This window comes from Candidatus Streptomyces philanthi (assembly GCF_059553635.1).
Window position 1 is genome coordinate 21,836 of sequence record NZ_JCANQV010000001.1, and the last position, 21,568, is coordinate 43,403.

Here is a 21,568-nt window from a genome sequence, read left to right on the forward strand (position 1 = left end):
GCGAGTACGTGATGACCGGCGCCCCCGACGGCCGGTCGTGCACATGTGTGGTGAACTTCTCGCCGCGTTCGATGGGCTTGTCACATCGGCAACAGATCACTGGCCGTCTTCTTTCGTAGAACTCAGATGGCAAAGCAGCCAGTCGACGTCGCGGACCAGCCGACCGACCTGCGCCCGAGCGCCCAGCAGGCTGTCGGGGGTGGTCTGACTCCTCAAATCGAAGCGGATGCCGCCCAGTCGCCCAGCAGCGACGGACCACTCCATGCTGCCGTGCCACAGGCGATCGGTCGCTGCCGCGGCGACTGGCAGCAGCGCCTCGACGTGCCCCTGAAGCACCCGGACCAGTTCCACCAACTCGACAAGCGACCGCGAGTCGCTGCGCAGCGCCGTCGCACGGCCGACGGACGCCCGTATGACCTCCACGTCGACCGAGTCGGTTGGTGACGGCCGGTGCTGCGTGTGCTCCTCGGGCTTCACGATTGCCCCCATTTCGCCTTAACGGGCAGGTACGGGGCTAGCGTGACGCCCCTCCACGCTCACAACGCTCACAGATTTGTGAGCGCGCGCAGTTACAGGCCGATCCAGGCGGCCATGTGACCGAGGGTGTCCGGAGTGCGCCGGGCCATGTGCACCAGGCCCGTGATCGCTGCGCGCGTGCCGGGGTGGTACCGGGTCTGTTCGGGGGCCATCCGCCGCGCCTCCACCAGGTGCTGTAGGGATGCATTCGGATGCCCGGTCTCCATCTCGGCGGTGGCCCGGTCCACCAGGTACCGAGCGCGCCGGGAAGTCAGCGCGGCCGGCGGCAGCTTGATGCTCCGCGCCTGGGTGAGCGCCTGGTCATACCGGCACATGGCTAACGCCGCCCCCATCTCGTGCAGCGCGATGTTCCGCAGCCCGAACGACAACCAGTGCACCTCGCCGGCCTCCCCGCCGACCCGCTTCGCGATCTCGCGGGCAGCCGCAATGTGTCTCTCGACCGCGCTTCCGTCGCCGCCTCGCGCGGCCACCGCCGACAAGCCGAGGTGCAGCTGCCCCTTGACCGCCCACGCCTCTCTCGACCTCTGCTGATCCAGCATCGCGTGCCCCGACTCGATCAACCGGCGGCCGAGGTCCGGCCCCCCGCCGCCGGCCTTGTGCACGAGTGCCCGCTTGTACTGGCGGATCGCTCCCAGGCACGGATCAGAGGCGCGCTCGGCGGCCCAGCCCATGCGGTCCAGGGCGACGGCGGCCAGGTCGTGATAGCCGACCTTCAGAGAGATGTCGGCCGCGGTGCGGTAACTCGACGCCAGCGCTTGCCAGGTGCGCGTCGACGGCGCCGAGACGGCGAGGGCGGTGAGGTCGCCGATGATGCCCGGCAGGGCGGCCGACGCCTTGCGGAGGTGTGTGGCGCGCACCTGCTGACACGCGCCGTCAGCCGCTACCGCGAGCTGGTCAGCCGTCCGTGTGACCGTGCCCGTGGGCTCCAGGTCGTAGAGAGCGAGGGCGGCCCGGATCGGCCGCACTAAGTCAGCAAGGCGGTCGTTGCTCATGCCTTTGTCTCCCAGCAGCACCGTGACGTCGATACCCAGCGCGCCGGCCACCGCGACGAGGAAGTCGTCGCTCGCTGACCGCGCACCGCATTCCACCTGATTCAGCAGGCTGTACGAGTACGGGATGCGGGCTGCCAACCCACGCTGCGTCAGGTGGGCCCGCTTCCGCTCGCGCCGAATGCGGGCACCCGTGTGCTCGTCGCCGTAAGAAGGCATAATGGTCTCCAGGTTCCTTGCAGCCACTTGGAACATACCCGCGCACGCGGGAGCAGCACCTCCGCCCCTGAACCCCGCCGGTTCAGGGGCGGTTGCGTGTGGTGGGATAGCCACATGACGCGCCCTGTGCTGTATCTGTTCGGGTCCGCCGCCCCACCCGTGCACGACGTCCCGGACGTCGCACGCCGCCTCCAGGAGCAGGAGTACGACGTGTGCGTCGGCCTGACGCCGACGGCCTACCGCTGGCTCGCCGACGACATCGCCGCGATCGAGGAACTGACCAGGCACCCCGTGCGCTCCGAGTACAAGGCCCCGGGGGCCAGCGATGCGTGGCCGCGGGCCGATGCCATCTTGTTCGCCCCCGCGACCTTCAACTCGATCAACTCATGGGCGCTCGGATTCACGAACCAGTTCGTGATCGGCGTCGTCGCCGAGGGCATTGGCAAGCGGATCCCTATGGTGGCGATGCCGTGCGTCAACGCGGCCTACGCGAAGCATCCCCAGTTCGACCAGTCCATTGCGACACTGCGCGGGGCGGGCGTGAACATGTTGTACGGCCGGGGAGGGTTCGAGCCCAACCAGCCCGGAGAACGACGGCCATTCCCCTGGCACCTCGCTCTCGACAAGGCCGACGAGATCCTGCGTACCCGGTAGCTCGCGCAGCTGGCATGCTCACCGAGTCGTCGCTTCGACCACAGCAACCGCCAGAGCAGCGAGCCCCGTCAACGCGCCGACGGCCGGCAGCGGCCACCGGCGGCGCTTCAGCTCGTCCACCTCCGTCCGCAGATCCGCGACATCCTGATCGGTCCGGCTAGTCCGCTCTGCCATGACGGCGAGCTGGCCCTTGATCTCGGCCAGACCCGTCGCGATCTCCCCGCGGAGCTGGGCCAACTCCGCCGCGACCGCCTGCGGCTCAGTCACTGGCCGACCTCCGGTCTCCGCTTCACCATCTCCGTGATCCCGGGACCGCCCGCCGGCCCGGACGCTGCCACGGCCGTCAGCAGCGCCAGCACCGCGGCCATCCCCGCCGTACTCAGCGCGGCGCCCCACGGCGCGTCCAGCAGCCCGAAGGAACCAGCCCCCAGCACGGCGATCAGCGCCTGCGCGAAGGTGCGCAGGACGCGTTCTACGGTCGCCTTCCAGAATGCAGCAGTCGTCATCGTCAGCCCTTCACGTCGAAGTTGTGCTTCGCCCCGAGCCGGGCGAGGCTGGTCTTGCCGGGGATGCCGTCCGCGTCACGGCCGGAGAAGCCGAGCTTGCGCTGCCACGTCGCGTACGCGGCCTTGGTCTGCGTACCGAAGTGCCCATCGACGTACCCCCGAGCGAGGAGACCTTCGTCAGCGAGGGCAGCCTCGACCGTACGGACGCCGACGTACGACACCGGCGTGCCGGCCTTCGGTGGGTCGGCCTTGGCCGCGGCGACGACCTTGGCCAGCTCCACCGACGGCCGGCTTCCTCCGCTGCTGCCGCCCGCCCACTCCCTCAGCGCGGCCTTGCTCGGGAAGTCCGCGACGTCCTTGTCCAGCGGCCGGTCCGTGTACTGGTGGATCAGCCACTTCCCCTTCACCCGCGGCCGCCCGGCCGTGACGTAGTCCGCGATCCACAGCCCCTCCCCGGCATACGACGAGGTGTCCCGGTTCAACCAGAAGTCCCGGTTGCAGTACAGCAGCACCCGGTGACCGGGCCTGAGTCGCTTCACCTCGCGTATGAACTGGTCCTTCTCCGCACAACTCGCCGCCGTGCCAGAGCCGGTCCGCTCCCAGTCGGCGGCCAGGAGGTCGCCCTGTACCGAGGCGCACTTCTCGACGAAGTACCGTGCCTGCGCCGCGATGTTGCCGGGCCACAGGAAGTGGTAGAAGCCCACCACGGCCCCCGCCTTGCGGGCCTTCGCCGCCTGCGCCGACTGGTGCGGGTTGATGTACGAGCGGCCCTCGGTCGCCTTGACGAACACGAAGTCCTGGCCGTCCGCGGAGTAGGACGTGTTGTACGAGCTGACATCGACACCCTTGATCATGGAGATTCCTTTCTGCGGGCGCGGCTCAGCCGCCGGCCCGATACGCGATGTTCTTGACCTTCGCTTCGAAGCGGTGCTCCGGCTGACCGGCCAGGGACTCCTCCTTCTCCAGGAAGAAGTACGGGCCGCGGTACTCGGTATCGGCCGCAGCCACCGTGTACCGCGTACCGCCAGAGGTGATCCGGGTGAGCGTGATCCTGTCGGGCTGCACGCGCAGCTCGTAGTCGTTCCACACCCCTGCCGCGATGGCCGGCGACGACTTCGTGGCAAGGTACTGGTACTCGCCCTGCACCCACTTCGCCAGCCCGATCTCGCCGTTCGTCCGCTGGTAGGCGCGGTACATCGCCGTCTGGCCGGGAAGGACCCGCAGCGGGTTCAGGACCGGATCGTTCTGCGGCCACTCGTACGTATCCGCGTCGCTCGCAGCACCGAAGAGCATGCCCATCTTCGTGGTCGCCGAGGCGGGGCTCGGCAGCCCGTTCCACTTCATTGCCCAGCTCAGCGTGTAGTTGTTCGGATCCGGGAGCGGGCACAGCCAGCCGATCAGGATGCTCGGGCGTCCCTGTCCGTCGCCGTAGCCGCCCGGGATGATGAGCCCCTGCTCGCCGGCTTCCGCGCGGCCGCGGACGTAGCCGCCGGTGGAGATCACGTCGCGGTGATCCGTCCGGTACGTCAGCTGCCCGACCCCAGGTCGGCGGTGCTCCCACGGGTCGACCTCGCCGCGGTAGTCGTGCTCCTCGGGCCCCCGGTAGTACACCGGGTCCAGCACGTAGCCGCCCCTGATGCCCAGCGTCTGCACCCGGTCCCTCCAGGAGTGCCGGGAGTTCCCCCACATCAGGACATTCAGCCCGGCGTCCCGGTACGCCTCGTAGACCTTGTTGTGGTACAGGTCATCCAAGATGACCCAGGTGGCACCGCTCGCCACCACGTCCGCAGGCGGGATGGGTACACGGGTGTCGCCGTACACCTTGGCGCGCGGCGGCACGACGCACGCGGTGATGCCCGCGTTCACGACCGTCGTGGCCGTCTCCAACTCGCGGACCGCGATGATCGCCCATGCCTGCGCGCAGCACTGGAGCACCGACCGGATCGCCCCGCCGATGTTCTCTGCCTCCGTCGGGTGCGCCGCCCCCTCCGGCAGGTGGCACTGGAGCATCACCACGGCCTTGCCGCCGACCTTGTTGAGCATGTCCGTCAGCAGCGGCTGGTGGTACCGCTGAGCCAGCCACCCGTACCAGCCGCCGCGGCGGTCACTGCGGGGGGCGCCTTGCGGCCTCTGGTAGGCGATCGGATCGTCCACGTTGCCTGCGTAGTTGTAGGTACTGTTCACCGTGGACGCGCTCATCCGCCGGATGTCCTGCGTCACGTAGACGGACGATCTGCCTTCGGTGATCTTGCAGTCGTCGTAGTCGCTCACCACGCCCACGTCGTCCGAAGTGGTCGCCACCGACATGCCGATGATGTCCACCTGGTGCGCGAGGCAGTAATCGACCCCGTATGGGCTGGAGTACGGGTTGTGCAGGCCCGCGAGCGCGTACGCCCCTACCACGTCGGGCGCGGCCGGCAGGGAATCGATCGTCCGCCCGCACGTCTCCGGCGACGGGGCGCCGCCTGCGGTGTCCAGCAGGCCGCCGTCCGACCCGAATCGGAGCGTCTGCCCGGCGTCGCGGGAGAGCCGCGCCTGGATCTTTCCGGTGCCCTTGTCGTACGCCAGACCGGGTCCGAGGTTCTGCGCCACGCAAGCGGTGATCGCCTCGCAGCCCGTCTGCCCGTCCTGCCCGAGGCCGACGACGTACGGCTGCTGCACGGACCCGTTGCCCGTCACCGTGATCGGCGCTGCTCCGCGTACGACGCACGAACAGCTCCCTGAGCATCCACACCTGGCCATGTCTACTCTCCTCTCATGGGGCCGGGATCGGGTCCCGGTGCATCTGCCCACGGTCGTCGATGTGCTGCCGGTACCAACGGCCGCTGATGTTCACGATCAGCTCGCCAGAGACCGACGACTGATCAGCAGCCATACGGCCCAGGGCCCGCTGCGCTGCGACGGCCGCGCGCATCGGCCTCTGCCCGGCCCGCTGGCCCGCTACGGGCGCGCTCACGACGCCACCGCCTCGTCGACATCCGCGAGCGGCACGAGCGTGATCCCGATCTTCTCGCCGCCATCGCCCCACTCCGCTACCACGTCTGTGAGAGCGAACCCCTGCGCCACCGGCATGCAGAAGTCGGCCGCCAGCACGTCGATTCGCTCGCCCGGCACGAGCCCCTCCACTCCGACCGGGGCCAGCGGGGAGAGCCGGCTCCCGTCCGGCACGCTGATCGTCATCGGCACCGGATACCGGCCGGCGACTGCCTCCCGTGCCGCCTGCCGAAGATCGGCCGCGCTCGTGTCCTGCCCCTGGACCTTCACCAGGGTGTCCAGGCGCCCGTACGGCGTGCCCGTGCGGCCCGTGCCGACCGTCAGACCGTCCTCGATGTCCTGCTCCTGCTGAGTCGTGGCCCACCCGTATGTCGCTGCGCTCGTGCCGTCCTTGATGACCTCGACGTCCCCGAGGATGTGGTCCAGCTCCAGCCGGGCCAGCGCGACCGTTGAGTCCGTCGGCCGACCCCGCAGCAGCAGGGAGCGCCCCACCGCAGTCCACGTCAGGCCACGTTTCGCCAGCTCGCGCCAGATGTCGCCGACGTAGGTGTTCCAGATGGACTTGTTGTGCGTGCCGTCCTTCTCGAAGCGGACACGCTCGCTCGGGTCGCGACGGACGATGTAGTCCATGACCTGCGGATAGTCGTGCGGCTGCGACAGTTCGTCGCGCAAGTTCAGCCGCAGGACGTTCCAGGCGATGTGCGTGACTGGCGCCCGGTAACGGCCGTCCGGCCCCGACGCGTCCACGTAGCGGATCAGCGTCGTGTTCACCAGCTTGTCCAGCCACGCGAAAACGTCCTGCGCGTCCACAACGATGCTGTCCCGGTGCTCCGTCACCTTGGTGACCGGCCCCTGCCACACCAACTCACCATCCCGGTAGATCGTCAGCTCGTGAACCCACGGTTCCACCTGCCCGAGAGCCGAGCAGCAGTCCGGCCCCGGCCCGCCCTTGGCCACCGTGATCTGGGCCTCTGAGACGTCGTTCAACGTCCGCCCCCAAGTGCACGAGGTGAGGCCCGCCATTGCCGACTCCGCCACGAACGCCTGCGCACCGCCGCGCCAGTGGATGGCCGCGGTGTAGTTCTCTGCGCACCCCAGCATCTGCGTCACCCCACATCCGATCGGGGCACCAGCAGCACCCGTGCCCGCGCGTCAGGCGCCGTGAAGTCCAGCCGCGACCAGATCTCCACGCACAGGCCCGTGGGACAGCTGAACGTTGGGTACTGGAAGGAAGCGCCCTGCGCCCCGAAGATCGTGGGTGGGGCCGTCGCCGTGCCGATCGGCTCCTGCGGGCACTCCACCACGCTCCGCTGGACACGGCCGTCCACCGTCAGCGTGGAGCCCCCCGGCAGGTAGCTGATCACCATGTCCGTACACGCGTTGCACGGATCGTTGTACTCCCCGCAGGGGGACCCCTGCGGATTCGCCCAGAACCGCACGATCAACCGCCGCATCTCGTGCTCGCCGGTCTCCACCTCCAGCACCGGCACCGTCTCCAGCCACGACGGCTGCTCCAGCGGCGACACCTGAATCCGCGTCCGCCGGAAATCCCCCAGGCCCGTCGGATAGCACGGGCTCACCGGCGCCGGCGGCCGAGGAGGCAGGGCCGGTGACGGGCACAGCGGGTCCTCCAAGCACGGGCGCGGCGTCAGGCACTCGTCGTAGACCTGATCGGGGTCCACGAACGGCACGATCTCGCCACCGCCGAGCGACACCCAGCCGTCTGACCGCGTGACCAGCGGCTCGCGGTAGATCCAGGGCGTACCTGCGGCGAGGCTGAAGGTGACGGTCGCCAAGACCGCGCCCGAGCCGAGGTACTTCGTTTCGGTGACCTGCGGGCCGTCAAGAAGCCCCACGTCGTAGACGTGCCGCAGCTCTCGCGAGCCGTCGGTCGGGCAGCACGAGAAGACACACAACTCGTCACCGCCGCACGTCGCCGGACCGCACGCGCTGCCCTGGAGCGCGCTGGCCAGCCACTCCAGCCCGTACGACAGCGAGCACTCGTCCACGGCGATCAGCAGCACCGTGTACGCGATCTCGCGATGCTTCCGCCGCATCGGGCCGAGTGCGGCACCGTCCCCGATGAGCTGCGTCGGCTCGCGGCTGACCGGAGCGGAGTCGAACCCGGCCACGCTGAGCCCGAGGACGCCGAGGACACCTGCGGACTCCGGGACCGCCCGGTCGAACCACGGCGCCTCGTCCGTCGCCGGATCCACGTACGGCATGTCCCCCAGCGCGGCCGGCAGCTCCGGGCACGGATCGCACTGCACCGGCACCCCGCGGGCCCGCGCGTACACGGCGGCGCGGGCCGAGTTGACGATCTCGCTGCCCGCCAGGTCCATGTAGTCCGCGAGCATCCGCTACACCCCCGCCGCTCGGGCGATCTGCCCCTGGAGGTGCTGCGCAAGCACCATCGGATCGGACATACGCGAGCTGATGTTCCAGTTGTTCGTGATCTGCGTTCCCCTGCCACCGGCGCCATGCCGGGCGAGGAGGTCCAGGAGACCGGACTGCTGCGCCAGCTCGGCAGCACGCCGCGGACGTGTTAGCGGGATGACGACCTCGGGGCCTGCCTCGCCAATGAGTGCGGGAGTCGCTACGCGGACGATGCCGCCGTCAGCGAAGGGCAGCAGGTCGCGCACGGCCGATGGGAGGCCGCTCTTGATCTTGTTGACGATCGTGGCGCCGATGTTGCCGAGCGCCGAAGCGATCCGGCCCGGTAGCGACGTGAACATGGAGGCGATGCCGGAGATCAGCGAGCCGACCGCCGACCTGGCCGCGTCCCACGCCCGGCTGAAGACCCCGGCGATCCGGGACCCGACCGACGACAGAGCCGACCCGATCCGGCCCGGCAGCGCGGAGAAGAAGGAGACCACCGACGAGCCCAGCGACCGCACCGCGCTCAGGGCCGAAGACCCTGCCGAGCGGAAGACGGACACCACCCGGCCGGGCAGGGCCGCCAGCGCCGACCCGACGCGACCAGGCAGCGCGGCGAAGAACGACCCGACGGAGGCGATGAACGACCGGACAGCCGCCAGCGCCGAGGAGAAGGCGTTGCCGAAGAACGAGCCGATCGTGCTGCCCAGAGACGACAGAGCGGAGACGATCTTCCCCGGCAGCTCTGTGAACACGTAGACCACGCCAGCCAAGGCGCTCAGGACGACGATCCCCAGACTAGCGATCGCCGAGGTGAACGCCTCGTACAGCATGCCGGGCAGCGCCTGGAGAGCAGCGACAACCCGGCCCGGCAGCGCGGAGAAGAACTGGACGACGGAGGACACCGCCGTCGAGACGCCGGAGGTGATGGACTGCCACAGAGAGGAGAAGAACCCTCCGACCGTCGACCCGAGCGACGACAGCGCCGAGATGATGCGGCCTGGCAGCGACGCCACGGCGGACTCGAAGGACGCGAGCACGCCGATCACGTCACCGACAACGGACGCGATCTTCGCGACGACCGGCACGACGATGGTGAGCTGCCCCCAGCTCGCGAAAGCCGCCGCGACCTTGATCACGGGAGTGGCGAGGCGGAGCAGCAGCGCCAGCAGCGGCGCCATGCTGACCAGCAGATCCCCGACGGGCGGGATCAGCGGGGCGATGGCCCCGACCATGGCCCGGAAGTTGCCCGCCAGCATCGGCAGCAGCGGCAGCAGCGCCCGCAGGGCCTGGCTGACGAGCGGCACCGCGGCCCTGGTGACCTGGGCTACGACGCCGGCCAGGGACGTCAGCACCGGCACGAGTGCCTGCGCCATGGAACCGAGCTGGCTACCCAGCATGGACGCCACCTGCGTAGCGACCGGGACCAGCGGCTGTAGCGCAGTCAGCACGCCGCCGATCGCCTGCCCCAGGGGGGCCAGGAGAGGTGTAACGATCTTCAGGGCCGCACCGAGCACCGCGCCGAAGAGTTTCCCCAGGCTGGCGACCACCGGGGCGAGCGCGGTCACCACCGGCACCAGCGCACGAACCGCCGCCGCCAGCGCACCACCGCCCAACTCGCGCGCCACCGGCTGCAACGCGGCCCCGAGCTGCGTGAAAGCCTGGGACACCACCGGAAGCACCTGCTGGAGGCCGCCGGAGAGAGCCTTGATGAACGGACCTAGTGCAGCCGCCGCTACCCGCATCGCCGTGCCCAGAACCGTCTGGATCAGCGCGGCGAGCTGGGCGATGGTCGGCAGGAGCGGCTGGACCAGGGACCGCAGAGTCTGAAGCGCCGGCCCGAGCGCACCCAGCACCCCGCCGCCACCGGCCGCCAGGGCGCCGAAGACATCCGCGATGATTCCGCCGAGCGGCGCGAGTACGGCGCCGAGCTGACGGAAGACGGTGATCGCGCCCTGGACCCAGGCCACCGCCTGCCCAGACTGCGCCGCCCGCGCCATGAAGTCCCCGAAGCGCGCGGTAAGGTTGGCCATCGCCGTCGCCGCCCGGCCGCCGAAAGCCGTCGCGACCGCGCCGCCCATCGCGATGAAGCCCTGGAGCATCCGCTGGATCGCGGGGGCCATCGCATCCAGCATGCGGCGCACCGCGCCGAATACGCTCCCGAGCGCCGACACCGACGACTGCGCCCGCACGGCTGCCAGCGACGCCGAGGCGATCCGCCCCCACCCCGCGGCGACCCCCGCCATCGCTGATCGCAGTGGGCTCAGCGCGGCGGCGGTCTTGGCGATGTCCCCGGCGAGCTGGCCGAAGAACGCGTCCTGAGTGCTCTCCTTCAGCCGGTCGAAAGCAGGCTGGAGGGCACGCACCTCGCGGGCCGCGGACCTCGCCTTGGGCGAAAGGTCCTCCAGCGCCTCGCCGAACTCCTTCGCGTCGCCGTGCAGCGCAGCACTGAACGCGTCGCCGGTCCCGCTCAGGGCCACCCGCAGCGACACGAACGCGGCGACAGCCCCAAGAATCGTCGTCGGGGTGGCCGCGAGGATGCCCACTGCGGGGACGAGCTGGCTGGTGAACGCCGCCACGGACGGCCCGAGCGCGACCAGCGCCCGGCCCAGCGTGAGCACGCCGCCCTCCGCCGCGGCGGCGCTGGAGCCCAGGCGATCCAGACCACCCGCGGCCTGGCCGCTCAGGGAGCCGAGACGGCCCAGCCCAGCGGAGTCCGCATGGATCGGAACCTCGATCGGCGTCAGCCGCAGACGAGCCAGCTCGGCACGCAGGCGCGTCGCGTCGGGCCGGAGGTGCACCGTGACCGTGACGCCGCGCGCCGCCAGCTCCAACTCCCGCCGGAGCCGCTGGACGTCCGGCTCGACGCGAACGGTCGCGGTGACGTCTCGTATCGCCTGCCGGAGTTCCGCGCGGAGCCGCGCCGTGTCCGGGGTGACCGGCACCCGTACGGCGTCCAGGCCGCGCAGCTCGGCCTGGAGCAGGCGGCGGAAGCGCGTGGTGTCCGGGCGGACCGGGACCGCTACCGGGGGAAGGGCACGAAGTTGCTGCCGGAGCTGGGCCTCGAACCGGCGCAAGTCTGGCTCGACGCGGACCTGTGCCCGTACGGTCCGGAGTGCCCGCTGAATGTCGCGGCCGATTTGGCGGCCGGCGCGCTCGCCCGTGGTGCGTACGGCCCGCTGGACGGCGTCGTCGAGGGCCTGCCCAGCGTCGCGCCCGGCACGGGTGAGTTCGGCGCGAAGCTGGGCAGCGTAGGCGGCGGTGTCGCTGGTGATCTGGACGGAGGTACGGCCGACCTGCGGCATCGGCGGGCACCTCCAGGCATGCACGGCATCCCCGTGCGTCACGGGGTGCGTGCCCGGCCCACCAGCCAGCGGCTATGCGTCAGGATACGGGCGCGTACGCGGTGCCCGACCACTTGACTTCCGGGCATGGTGCCCGTAAGTTCCTTGCATGGCACTCGTCACCGCACGCCAGTGCGCCGCCTCATGGGGCGTCAGCCCGAAAAGGGCCCGCAGCATCCTGGCGCACGTACCTCCCGTAGACCGGGACCTCGCCACCGGAGCAATGCTCTACAACCGGAGCGACGCCGACGCCGCACGGAAGGCCATGCCCGGCCAGGGCGCCCGCACCGACCTGAAGGAGAAGTAGTCATGGGAGCCATTCAGGAGTCCACCCGAGCCATGGGCCCGTACTCCACGGAGATCCGCAGCGAGTCCTTCTACCTCAACTCCAAGGAAGCGACCGCCCGCAGCGAGATCGAGCACATTGACCTGCACACCCTGCGTGTCCCCATCGCCCACGCGGCGCCCCTGGTGGCCGCCCTGGACCAGGTGATCGCCCACAAGGGGTGGACGGACTGGCGAGCGCTCGGGATCCCCGACCGCCGAGGGGTCGTCATCAGCAAGACCCCCACCCACATCACCCTGAAAACGCCGACCACGACGGTCTACAGCACGCAGTGGGATGACGAGTACGGCGCCGACACGTGTACGCAGGTCGAGATCGAATACCTGGACATGACAGCGCTGCGCGAGGCTCTTGCGGGCTGCTGATCTACTGGTCGTCGCCCCCGTTGCAAGGGCGCGCACGCGGAGGTCGTCGCGCCGTGCGATGAGGGGGCGCTTAGCCCTACCCCGCACCGCCCCCTGGCCTGCCCCCGGGCCCATCCTCGGGCGTGTACACGGTGGTCGGCCTACCGCGCCGTGGGGCGGCTAACGCCGCCGCCAGGTCGTCGTGGGTGTCCTGGCGGCGGCAAGTGTCGGTGCGGGACGGCTCAGGATGTCTTCGACAGATCTGTTCGGGCGCCGCGGCCCCTCCTGCTGCCCAGGGCCTGCCGTACATCGTGCAGGTAGTAGACAGCGACGGCCTGGCCGCGGCCGTCGATCTGGCAGCGGGCCAGAGGTTTGAGCCCGAGGCGGCCTAGAGCCTTGCTGGCGGCCGACGACGGGTTGGCGGCCGCGGATCGCAGTTCGGAGCGGCCGATCTGCTCCAGCGTGATGACCTCGTGGCGGTCCACGAGCGCGTCAAGATCAACCGCCTTCACGCAGGCCCGGATGTCCAGGCGGCCGTCCTTGCCCTGCGGATAGCCGTCCCATTCCCCGGGAGCCGGGGCCGCGGGGCCGATGAACCGCTCGCCGCACAGGGAGACATCGGGCGGCAGGGCCGCGTCGATCTCGGCCCGGTAGGCGGCGCGCAGCGCCATCAGTGCTCCGGAGGCGACGAGGAGCGGGTACGTGGGGCTGGGCTCCACGAGCGCGTCGACGTCCCAGTCCGGGCTGCTGGAGAAGGCATCGACGATGCTGCTCCAGGTGCCGTACACGGTCGTCGCGATCGTCACTGGGCCCCCTGGGCGCCGGGGTGCGTGCACGGGGCGATTTTCGTGGTGACCTTGCGCTGTGTCTCGTATCCGCAGGTAGGGCACCGGATGTCCCATTTCGTGGACAGGCCACCCCGGACGGGGCGGCGCAGTACCGTCCAGCCCGCCGCTTCGAACTTGGCATGGCCCCGCTTCTCGGTAGTGTTCAGCGTGTGCTTGCACGGCTTGGTGTGCTGTCGCTCGGACACCCGGACGTAGACCTCCAGGTCACACTCGGCCTTGGTGCAACGGACCCGCCAGCGGGAGGTGGTCTGCGCGGGCCGGGGCTCCAGCGGCTCCCAGCCCGCCTCCACCGCCTCCTGCTCGCACCGGTCGTCTTTGAACGCCCTGAGGGACGCACGACGTCGGCTGACCTCCTCCGGGGTCAGGCGCCGGGGCTTGCCCTCAGGGTGATGGCATGCGGGCAGCGTCTCCCCGGCGAGCACGATCTCACCCAGGGGGATCTCCCGCTCGGCGCCGCAGCGGATGCACCGGACCGGTACCGGGGCGTCTGCCTGCCTAGGGAATCCGGGCACCGGTTCCCAGTCATTGCGCCACAGCCAGTCCCTGTCAGCCTCGGTGTCACCGGCCTCGTACTGCTGCCGCCACTCGGTGTACCAGACGGGGTCGCTGGGTGCGGGGTTCCGGTGCACACAGGGCCGGACCACGGCGGGGGTGGACTCGCGCCGCACGACTTCCCCGCACTCCAGGCACTTGAGCGACCATCCGGCCCTCACGGCGCCGGGGAACGGCTCCGTAGGCTCCCAGCCCGCGTCACGGACCCGGGCCTCCGCGGTACGAGCCAGCTCGTCCGCCTTCGCCTGTTCTTTGGCGGTCAGCGGGCGGCAGTGCAGGCACCGGGAGAGCGCCGCGTACTGGCGACGGTCCTCCGCACCGCACTTGACGCAGCGCAGCCGCCACCAGTCCAGGCGGCGAGGAGCGGGCTCCAGTGGCTCCCAGCCCCTGCTGCGTGCGACGTCGGCCCAGTCGCCGGTGATCTGCTCGGTCATTGCGTACCCCTCGGTCGCGGACGGCTTCGCGGCCAACTTAGCCATAGCTATGACAATGAAGCAAGAGGAAGGCGCGAACCCGGCCCACAGGTAGATGAAGCGCGCTTGGCCCTACCCCGCACCCCCCTCAGGTCCGCCCTCAGGCGCGGTGCGGGCCAGGAGGCCCTGCATGCCGTCGGCGGCCTCGGTCAGCCAGGCCGCGACCGCCGGGTCGGAGGCGGCCTCCCGCCCGGCGCAGAAGTGGAGCCAGGCGATCGCCTGCCGGAGCGCGCCCCGCAGATCGGCGGTGTGCTGGTCGTCCGTCACGACACAGCCCCCTCCCACGCCCAGGGGGCCGCCGGATCGCCGTCGCGCGGCCCGTACGCGGCCCGACCGCCGGGCCCGTGTGCACCGTGCTCGGTGATCAGGTAGGCGCCCTCGGCGATCTCAGCGTCGGTCATCCCCGTCACGTCCAGGAGGAGGCCGTCGAGCGGGCCGCCGACCAACTCCCGGTAGACGTGGCCAGGCTCCGGCCCGGGGTGGGGATCGTCGGGGTAGCAGCCGTAGACGCGCGGGGGCGCGTGTTCGCAGTCCATGCGGCGACCGTAGCGGTCGGGAAGGCGGCCGTCGGCGCCTTTGGGATAACACCTACTCGTGAGGGTCATCGGCGTACGCGGCGAGCTGCCGAGCCTGCGCCTCCAACTCCTCTGGAGAGAACCCTCGCGGAACCACCGCGCGAGTTCGGCGCAGCTCGGGCGGCGGATCGAAGATCTCCCGCTCGGCGCGGACGAGGTCCTTCTCTTCCTGGATGCTGTCGGTGACCCACGCCCACACCGACGACACGATCCGATGCCCGGATGCTGCGTCGACGTCGATGCCGCGGCGGACGCACCACGCGGACCAGTCCCTCCACCGCTCCTGAGCCAACGCACACAGCCGCTGCGCCGCCCACCACTCCACGCCGAACACCTCCGGCGCCAGACCGAGCACGATCCGCCAGCACGCGTACAGCCCGAGCCGGTCGGCGGGGTCGCGGAGTCGCGCCTCGACCTCGGTACGGTCCTCCTCGCCGATGAGGCCGGGGACGAGGAGCGGCCACTGGCCGGCTGCGGCGATACCGGCGAGGGTTCGGCCGTCGGGGATGACGAGGGTGTAGGAGCGGCCGTCGATGGTGATGGGCAGTGGCCCCGGCACGGCGGGGCCGAACCTCACGCCCGCGGCTTCTTCGCTGTGGTCATCTTCGCCCCGGCCCGACGCTGGGAGCGGCCCGACGACGGCTCTGAGATCCCCATCTCCTCCCGCTGGGCCCGCAGCAGTGGCTCGTAGTGCTCCGCGATGCGCTGGACGAGGTCGGTGACGTACCCGATCCCCACACGGCGGTTGCCCATGTCGAGCACCTTGTCCATCACTGCCGCGGCGTCGTCGGGCCCGAGGACCATGCGGAGCATCTGCTCCACAATCCGCCGCTGCTCCGCCGGGTCCTCGGCACGCTCCGCGAGGTCGGCGAACAGGAGGCCCACGCTGTCCTTCGGGCAGTGGGCCTCGTAGACCTCACCGTCGATACGGACAGAAACGAGAGGCAGGGCATCGGGGTCGTGGCCGGCGTCGCCGTCGATGGTGAATTCGGTAGTCATGGCCGCAGGTTAGGGGTCAGTACCGGGTGGTCCTGTCGACCGGCCATGGCGAGACCTCCTCCAGTGCATCCGCCAAGAACGGCTGCGGACGCTGCCCGCGTACCTCCCGCGCGAACACCCGGCCCACGCCGCGCTGTTCCCACGACAGCATCCGGGCTCGCACCGGCCGAATCGGCCGGCCGGTCGGCCCGTAGATCCCCGTGCCCTCGTGCACGTAGGCGGCGTATTCCAGGGCCGACCACACCTCGCCGACGACTTCCGAGCCCCGCTGCCGGGTCTCAGCCCGGATCGACGCCCGCAGCGGACCGCGATCGACCGGGCAGCGGCGCCGCGCGGCGTTCGCCACCTCGGTCGTCACCTCGCCCACGATGTCCGCCACCAGCCGCGCGACGGCGGCCTCGTCGACATCCGTCTCGACTCGGACGCTCACTTCCGCCGCCGCTCCGCGTCCGCCTGAATCCGCGCCATCTCCACCCGAGCCCGCGCCAGCACCGTCGCCAGCGCCACCACGCACCCGCCGAGCAGGATCCACACGAGAGCCGTCGTGCCCTCCACCGCTACACCTCCACCGTGATCTGCATCGTCACACCCGCACAGCCGCCCTGCGGACCCATCGGCGTGACCGGCCCCGGCCGCACCTGCACGTCAGCGAGCGCCGAACAGCACGCCACCGCCTCCCGCAGCAGCCGCTGGTCCAACACCAACCCCCACGCATCCGCCTCACGCTGCTCGCACGTCGGCGCGCTCTGCCCATCCGGCGCCACGACAGCCACGCACCGCGCGACGCCGACCTCGATGACCGTCTCCATCCGCCACACCTGGCAGCGGCGCCGACGCTGGTCCACGACGGCCGGCTCCTGGCGGACCACGCGCACCCACGCCTGCCCGTGCCCGGAGGCGCAGTCGCACGCGCAGAAGTCCTGCGCCGGCGGCTGGCTACCCCAGACAAGGCAGCAGGCGCACGTCGGGCGGCCGCCGTCGGCGAGCACGGCGCACAGGCACGCGGTCAGCCCGGAGAGCACCGGCCCGAGGAGCGGATCCGTGTCCGGCAGCAGCACGTCGTTCGGAGTCGTCACCACGTCGCCTCCGGCCGGTACCGCGCCGCCACCGGGGCCGGCGGCAGGTCGAGCGAGAAGACAGCCGCGGGCTGAGCCTGACGGTGCGGGTTGACCAACTGCACCCACGCCCACGCCTGCGGGAAATGCGCCTCCAGCGTCTCCGGCCACGAGCCGGGCGGCACGACCTCGTACGTCACGCCCTCGCGGGTCACGCTCTTGGTGCCCGTCGGCAGGGTGCATCCGCCCGTCCCCGCGCACAGCTTGTCTATCTCGCACGCGAGCTGCCCGACCGCCCGGCGCCCCGCGGCGGGCACATCCAGGCCCCGCAGATACCGGACGGACAGCGTGTCCGGATCAGTGTCCGGACGACGAAGGTCCTGGCAGAAGGGCCAACACTCCCCGCCTGTCCGGACAAGGCGGCCTCCGGACGGTGTCCGGTGCAGGACGTATCCGGACGCGTCCACGATCTGTCCGTCCTGCTTCACCTCCAGCACTTCGTGCACCGGGCCCGGCAGGTCGATCACGCATAGCGGCACGCACGAGCACCCCGAAGGGCCGCAGCCGCACGGCCGGTTATACCAACGCCCCGCATCCAGCACCGGCCGCAGAGGCGACCCCGTACCCGCCGCCGGCGGCGGCTCATCGCACCCCCGGCGGCACGGCCGGATCACCTCCTCGCACAGCCCGTACCGCCCCGCCGTCAGCCGCCACAGCACATCCGTCGCGATCTCCGCCGCCGCCCGCTGGCCCGGCGACCACTCCGACGGATCGGCCGGCCAGCCGGGGCAGCATGACGCGTCAAGCGGCCACGGACCGCACGGCCCATCGAGCACCTCCGGCATGACCGGCCCCCTTCTTCTACTTGCGCTTCCGCGCGGCCCGCAGCGCGGCGCCGCCGCCCGGAGTGAATGTCGCCGACGCGATCTTCGTGGCGTCCCCGGCCGACGTCGCGGTGATGGTCTGCTCCGTGGTCACCGCCGCGTCGTACGCATGAGAGCCACTCGTCGCCCCCGCGGCGATCTCCTCCACCGCTCCACCGTCACCCCAGTCCACCGAGACCGGCGACTCCGGCGGGAACCCGGCGAGCGTGATCGTCGCGGTGTGCCCGGTCTCGTCCGCCGGGTCAGCCGCCGCCGTCAGCGACGGCTGGGGCTCCGGCTCCTGCGAGGGCTTCGGGGTGAACTTCGCGGCCGCGGTCTTCGTCTCGTCGGTCGCGGACGTCGCCGTGATCGTCTGCTCGCCCTCAACACCCGCGGCGTACGCGTGCGTGGCCGTCGTCGTCCCGGCCGGCACCTCCGTGGCCGCCGTGCTGTCACCCCAGTCGACGCGCACCGCTCCGCTGGCCGGGAAACCGGCGAGGGCGACGGCCACGGTGCGGCCCGTCGCGTCGCCCGCGTCAGCAGCGGCGGTGACCGACGGCTCCGGCTCCGGCTCCGCCGCCTTCGGGGTGAAGGTGGCCGTCGCGGTCTTCGACGGGTCCGTTGCCGAGGTGGCGGTGATGGTTTGCTCGCCTTCGACGCCCTGGCCGTAGGCATGCTTGGCGGCTGCGGTCCCCGCGGGGACGGTCTCCGCCTCGGTGCCGTCGCCCCAGGTGACGCTCACCGCCCCGTCGGCCGGGAAGTCTGCCAGCGTGATCGCCACGGTACGACCGGACTCGTCGGCCGGGTCTGTCTCCGCGGTCACACTCGGGTCCGGGGCCGGCGCGGCCGGCGTGAAGGACGCGATCGCCTTCTTGGTGGCGTCGCTCTCGCTGGTGACGGTGATGGTCTGCTCGTCCGCCACCCCATCGCCGTACGCGTGGGAGAGCGCCCCCGATGCGGGCTGGCCGGTCTGCGCTGGGGTGCCGTCACCCCAGTTAACCGAGACCGTGCCGGTCGGGAACCCCGACCACGTCGCCTTCGCGGTCCTGCCGGTGGCGTCAGCCGGGTCAGCTACCGCAGTGACCTTCGGGGTGCCGGAGCCGCCGAGCGGGATGGTGACCTCGATCGTGGTCGCCTTGCTCGGGTCGGCGGTGTCCGTGATGGTGATCTTCTTCGGGCCGTCGCTCGTGTACTTGTGGGAGATGTCGCCCTTCTCGGGCCCGTCCTCCGGCGCCGAGCCGTCGCCCCAGTCGATCGTGGTGGGTCCTGCCATGGTCGTGGTCCTCTCAGGCCGTGGGGGTGTTGTCGACGGTGAGCTGCACCGTCTTGCCGGACGGGTCAGCCGGGTCCGGGGCGGCGGTCGCTTCGGGGGTGCTGGTGGGCGTGCCAGTGTTGTCGATGTGCAGGAGCACCGTGCGGCCAGACGCGTCCGACAGGTCCGGCTCGGCCGTCACCTGCGGCGGCGTACCGCCCTCGCCCTGGCCGGGCACGAGGATCGCCTCACGGGTGCGGTACGTGTCGATGTCGCCGCGGCGCACCATCACCGTGTAGACGGACGGGACGCTGTAGACGTGCAGCACGGACACCGTGCCGTCCGCGCCGACGGTGATCTGCTCCGGCTCCGTACCGTCGCCCCAGTCGATCAGCGCAGAGCCGTCAGACTGCGACGGCAGCCCGACAACCGCCGTCACCTCATACGGGTTGGCGGCGTTCTTCGTCTCCAGCGTGAGCGTCGGCTCGTCGGCCGGCAGCGGGATCGTCACCGGCCGCTCAGCGCAGATGACCGGCGTCTCCTTGTCGCACGCCCGGATCGTGTGCTCGCCGTCGCCGGTGTAGACGTGGGTGACCCAGGCGCCGTCGGCGACCTCCTGCGGCTGCGAGCCGTCGCTGAAGTCGACTGTGACGGGGCCGAATCCGTGGTTGTCCGCCCGGAAGCGCACGGTCCGGCGCGGCGACTCGTTCGCGATGCCGGTGACGTACAGGTCTGCCGGGTCCGGGGTCGGCCGGTCCACGGGCTGGCAGCCGCACTCCGCCTCGGGCGGCCGGATCGTCGTCACGAAGAAGCGGCGAGGCACCTTCGGCCCGATCGGCTTGAGCATCGGCGACGGAATGCCGCCAGGCCCGGCCTGCACGTTGTACGGGCCCTTGCGCCAGCCGCTCCCCACCTTGGTGCGGCCGTTGAAGGTGAAACTCACGGCGTCGTTGCCGATCTCCAGGTCACCCGGCGCGCCGCCGACGACCCACGGCAGTAGGAGGTACCCCCACTGCCCTTTGCTTCCGGCGCCGGAGCACGCGTCGGAGGCCCCAGCGTAGACATTGCTCCAGACCTCCAGTGCGTACCCGGTGTCACACCGCAGCTCGACCGAGTCGTCCCAGCCGATCGGATTGCCGTCAGCGTCGCGGTAGATCTCGAACGACGGGTTCATGATCTGCACGAGATCGGGATCGACCTCGCAGAACTCAATCTCCGTGGTGTAGTGCGACAACTGCTCGCACCCGGACTCGGCGATGCACGTCTGACCGTTGGCCTTCGTGACGCTGATGTCCTCGCCTTCTTCGGTCTCGGCGGACATCTTCACGGTGATGAAACCGTCGGACACGACCTGGTTGCAGTCGCCGTACATCGGCCGCCCACAGGCGTCCAGTCGGGTCGCGCGCAGCACCACGCCGCGCAGCAGGGAGGGACAGGCCATCAGTTCTCCTTCGGGGTGGCGCGGCGCCGCGAGCGGCGGGCGGTCGGCGGTTCGGCGGGGTTCGGCTCGCTGGCCGGCGGATCGCTCGCGGACGGGGCGACAGCGGTCGGCGTTTCGGCGACGGGGGTGGCGTGCTCGGGGACCACCAGCCCAGCACGCTCACCACCCGTCACCACCTGCACCCGAGCCCTCACCTCGGGGGTCAGACCGGGCAGGACGCGCCGCACGAGGGCGGGCAGCGTCTCGTCTGCCTCGGGGTAGAAAGTCGTCATCAAGCGGCACCCCCGGCGCCGTTCAGGGACACCAGCGCGGCGGCCACGTAGCAGTCGTGATCCAGCGCGTAGGTGCGCTCGGCGATGGCGAGACGCTGGTTGGTGGCTGGGGTGAACGTCTCGTGGACGAACGGTTCCGACCGGATCGCCCGTACGGAGCCCGTGGCGTACAGCCAGAACTGCCCGCCCGCCGGGGCCGGATCGGCCGGAGCCGACGGCACGTCGTAGTACCCGCCCCCGAACACGACAGCCGACTCCAGCTCCGTACGGAGCACCGGCCCCTGCTGGGAGACGAGCCGATCCCGCGTCCACCACGGCTGAGCCCACCGCGGCGCATGCAGCACCGGCTGCCCGGCATAGCGCAGAGCGGCATCCTGCTCCAGCGCGCCGAGCGCCACCAGCAGCGGAACGGGCTCCGAGCCGACCGGCAGTCGCGGGTCGCTCGCGCCGAGGACCTGCGCGGAGAAGAACCGCTCGACCTCGCGCTGCTCCACGTACCGCAGCCGGGCCAGCGCCGTCGCGGACGCCGCGGTGAACCCGACAGAGGAGCAGTCGACACGGGAGTACACCGTGAACGGCGCCGAGCCGTCCACCCACTCCGGGGCGCCCGTCACAGGCTTGTCGTGGCTGGTCGCACCGTCCTCGCCGGGGACAGGGCACGCGCCGAGGACGTACCCGCCCTGAGCGCACGCAGAAGTCGGGTACTCGACGCCGCCGGCCTGCCACCGGCCATCACCGGTCACAACCTGCGCAGCCGCCAGCAGGCCGTAGGAGTACGGCTCGACAGCGGGCGGATCGACCTCCGTCCGCGCCCCGCGGGCAGGAGGGGGTGGGGTAGTCATAGCGCCTCCGCGCTCTCAAGAAGGGGGAGGGCGGCTCGCCTCGGGGGAGGCCCCGGCGGGTGCATCACGGAGCCAGGCGAGCCGCCC

The 21,568-nt window shown here is 71.0% G+C and carries 25 protein-coding genes and 1 pseudogene; 3 read left to right on the top strand and 23 right to left on the bottom strand.

What is annotated here, in order from left to right:
* Nucleotides 1-96 precede the first annotated feature (96 nt).
* Both AC51EU_RS00110 and AC51EU_RS00115 read right to left on the bottom strand, forming a co-directional pair.
* Entirely contained in the window at nt 97-477 is a 381-nt protein-coding gene (locus AC51EU_RS00110; protein ID WP_496264474.1) for a DUF6415 family natural product biosynthesis protein, read from the bottom strand.
* Nucleotides 478-569: 92 nt separating this feature from the next.
* Nucleotides 570-1,745: a helix-turn-helix domain-containing protein gene (locus AC51EU_RS00115; RefSeq protein ID WP_496264475.1), complete on the bottom strand. Its 1,176-nt coding sequence runs from the start codon at nt 1,743-1,745 to the stop codon at nt 570-572.
* A gap of 114 nt (nt 1,746-1,859) precedes the next feature.
* Here AC51EU_RS00115 and AC51EU_RS00120 point away from each other — a divergent pair, with 114 nt between their 5' ends.
* Nucleotides 1,860-2,399 carry a flavoprotein gene (locus tag AC51EU_RS00120; RefSeq protein WP_496264476.1) on the top strand — a complete coding sequence of 180 codons (540 nt, stop codon included), beginning with the start codon at nt 1,860-1,862 and terminating at the stop codon, nt 2,397-2,399.
* Between the two features lie 18 nt (nt 2,400-2,417).
* Here the strand turns inward: AC51EU_RS00120 and AC51EU_RS00125 are convergent, their stop codons facing one another.
* The 7 genes and pseudogenes from AC51EU_RS00125 to AC51EU_RS00155 all read right to left on the bottom strand — a co-directional run bounded on the left by AC51EU_RS00125 (nt 2,418) and on the right by AC51EU_RS00155 (nt 11,580).
* Nucleotides 2,418-2,666 (bottom strand): hypothetical protein, encoded by a 249-nt coding sequence (locus AC51EU_RS00125; RefSeq protein WP_496264477.1) that lies wholly within the window; start codon nt 2,664-2,666, stop codon nt 2,418-2,420.
* Complete coding sequence (locus AC51EU_RS00130; protein ID WP_496264478.1) at nt 2,663-2,905, bottom strand: holin; 243 nt, start codon at nt 2,903-2,905, stop codon at nt 2,663-2,665. Before AC51EU_RS00130 ends, AC51EU_RS00125 begins: the two co-directional genes overlap by 4 nt.
* Nucleotides 2,906-3,216: 311 nt before the next feature.
* Nucleotides 3,217-3,759: pseudogene (locus AC51EU_RS00135) on the bottom strand (glycoside hydrolase family 25 protein); the annotation flags it as partial.
* 25 nt (nt 3,760-3,784) lie between these two features.
* Nucleotides 3,785-5,584 carry a hypothetical protein gene (locus tag AC51EU_RS00140; protein ID WP_496264479.1) on the bottom strand — a complete coding sequence of 600 codons (1,800 nt, stop codon included), beginning with the start codon at nt 5,582-5,584 and terminating at the stop codon, nt 3,785-3,787.
* A gap of 273 nt (nt 5,585-5,857) precedes the next feature.
* Nucleotides 5,858-7,009, bottom strand: coding sequence for a hypothetical protein (locus tag AC51EU_RS00145; RefSeq protein ID WP_496264480.1), 1,152 nt, complete (start codon nt 7,007-7,009; stop codon nt 5,858-5,860).
* Complete coding sequence (locus AC51EU_RS00150; protein WP_496264481.1) at nt 7,006-8,256, bottom strand: hypothetical protein; 1,251 nt, start codon at nt 8,254-8,256, stop codon at nt 7,006-7,008. Before AC51EU_RS00150 ends, AC51EU_RS00145 begins: the two co-directional genes overlap by 4 nt.
* A 3-nt stretch (nt 8,257-8,259) precedes the next feature.
* On the bottom strand, nt 8,260-11,580 hold the full coding sequence (locus AC51EU_RS00155) for a hypothetical protein (protein WP_496264482.1): 3,321 nt from the start codon (nt 11,578-11,580) through the stop codon (nt 8,260-8,262).
* Nucleotides 11,581-11,728: 148 nt separating this feature from the next.
* Here AC51EU_RS00155 and AC51EU_RS00160 point away from each other — a divergent pair, with 148 nt between their 5' ends.
* Together AC51EU_RS00160 and AC51EU_RS00165 are read left to right on the top strand one after the other, a co-directional pair.
* The gene (locus AC51EU_RS00160) at nt 11,729-11,926 is read left to right on the top strand and encodes a hypothetical protein (RefSeq protein WP_496264483.1); all 198 of its coding nucleotides are present in this window, start codon (nt 11,729-11,731) and stop codon (nt 11,924-11,926) included.
* 2 nt (nt 11,927-11,928) lie between these two features.
* Nucleotides 11,929-12,330, top strand: coding sequence for a hypothetical protein (locus AC51EU_RS00165; RefSeq protein WP_496264484.1), 402 nt, complete (start codon nt 11,929-11,931; stop codon nt 12,328-12,330).
* A gap of 221 nt (nt 12,331-12,551) precedes the next feature.
* Here AC51EU_RS00165 and AC51EU_RS00170 read toward each other — a convergent pair whose 3' ends face one another.
* From AC51EU_RS00170 to AC51EU_RS00235, 14 genes are all read right to left on the bottom strand, one after another.
* Nucleotides 12,552-13,115 carry a hypothetical protein gene (locus tag AC51EU_RS00170; RefSeq protein WP_496264485.1) on the bottom strand — a complete coding sequence of 188 codons (564 nt, stop codon included), beginning with the start codon at nt 13,113-13,115 and terminating at the stop codon, nt 12,552-12,554.
* Nucleotides 13,112-14,143 (bottom strand): hypothetical protein, encoded by a 1,032-nt coding sequence (locus AC51EU_RS00175; protein WP_496264486.1) that lies wholly within the window; start codon nt 14,141-14,143, stop codon nt 13,112-13,114. Before AC51EU_RS00175 ends, AC51EU_RS00170 begins: the two co-directional genes overlap by 4 nt.
* Before the next feature lie 111 nt (nt 14,144-14,254).
* Complete coding sequence (locus AC51EU_RS00180; RefSeq protein WP_496264487.1) at nt 14,255-14,449, bottom strand: hypothetical protein; 195 nt, start codon at nt 14,447-14,449, stop codon at nt 14,255-14,257.
* Nucleotides 14,446-14,718, bottom strand: coding sequence for a hypothetical protein (locus tag AC51EU_RS00185; RefSeq protein WP_496264488.1), 273 nt, complete (start codon nt 14,716-14,718; stop codon nt 14,446-14,448). Before AC51EU_RS00185 ends, AC51EU_RS00180 begins: the two co-directional genes overlap by 4 nt.
* Nucleotides 14,719-14,770: 52 nt before the next feature.
* On the bottom strand, nt 14,771-15,334 hold the full coding sequence (locus AC51EU_RS00190) for a hypothetical protein (protein ID WP_496264489.1): 564 nt from the start codon (nt 15,332-15,334) through the stop codon (nt 14,771-14,773).
* Nucleotides 15,331-15,756 carry a hypothetical protein gene (locus AC51EU_RS00195; protein WP_496264490.1) on the bottom strand — a complete coding sequence of 142 codons (426 nt, stop codon included), beginning with the start codon at nt 15,754-15,756 and terminating at the stop codon, nt 15,331-15,333. The genes AC51EU_RS00190 and AC51EU_RS00195 overlap by 4 nt, the downstream gene beginning before the upstream one ends.
* Nucleotides 15,757-15,772: 16 nt before the next feature.
* Nucleotides 15,773-16,186 (bottom strand): HK97 gp10 family phage protein, encoded by a 414-nt coding sequence (locus tag AC51EU_RS00200; protein ID WP_496264491.1) that lies wholly within the window; start codon nt 16,184-16,186, stop codon nt 15,773-15,775.
* Nucleotides 16,183-16,311, bottom strand: coding sequence for a hypothetical protein (locus AC51EU_RS00205; protein WP_496264492.1), 129 nt, complete (start codon nt 16,309-16,311; stop codon nt 16,183-16,185). Before AC51EU_RS00205 ends, AC51EU_RS00200 begins: the two co-directional genes overlap by 4 nt.
* A 2-nt stretch (nt 16,312-16,313) precedes the next feature.
* Nucleotides 16,314-16,832: a hypothetical protein gene (locus AC51EU_RS00210; protein WP_496264493.1), complete on the bottom strand. Its 519-nt coding sequence runs from the start codon at nt 16,830-16,832 to the stop codon at nt 16,314-16,316.
* Nucleotides 16,829-17,656 carry a hypothetical protein gene (locus tag AC51EU_RS00215; RefSeq protein WP_496264494.1) on the bottom strand — a complete coding sequence of 276 codons (828 nt, stop codon included), beginning with the start codon at nt 17,654-17,656 and terminating at the stop codon, nt 16,829-16,831. The genes AC51EU_RS00210 and AC51EU_RS00215 overlap by 4 nt, the downstream gene beginning before the upstream one ends.
* A gap of 16 nt (nt 17,657-17,672) precedes the next feature.
* Nucleotides 17,673-18,947 (bottom strand): hypothetical protein, encoded by a 1,275-nt coding sequence (locus tag AC51EU_RS00220; RefSeq protein WP_496264495.1) that lies wholly within the window; start codon nt 18,945-18,947, stop codon nt 17,673-17,675.
* Between the two features lie 13 nt (nt 18,948-18,960).
* Nucleotides 18,961-20,340, bottom strand: a complete 1,380-nt coding sequence (locus AC51EU_RS00225) for a hypothetical protein (protein WP_496264496.1) — start codon at nt 20,338-20,340, stop codon at nt 18,961-18,963.
* A 26-nt stretch (nt 20,341-20,366) separates the two neighbouring features.
* The gene (locus AC51EU_RS00230) at nt 20,367-20,639 is read right to left on the bottom strand and encodes a hypothetical protein (RefSeq protein WP_496264497.1); all 273 of its coding nucleotides are present in this window, start codon (nt 20,637-20,639) and stop codon (nt 20,367-20,369) included.
* Complete coding sequence (locus AC51EU_RS00235; protein WP_496264498.1) at nt 20,639-21,481, bottom strand: hypothetical protein; 843 nt, start codon at nt 21,479-21,481, stop codon at nt 20,639-20,641. The genes AC51EU_RS00230 and AC51EU_RS00235 overlap by 1 nt, the downstream gene beginning before the upstream one ends.
* Nucleotides 21,482-21,568: the final 87 nt, after the last annotated feature.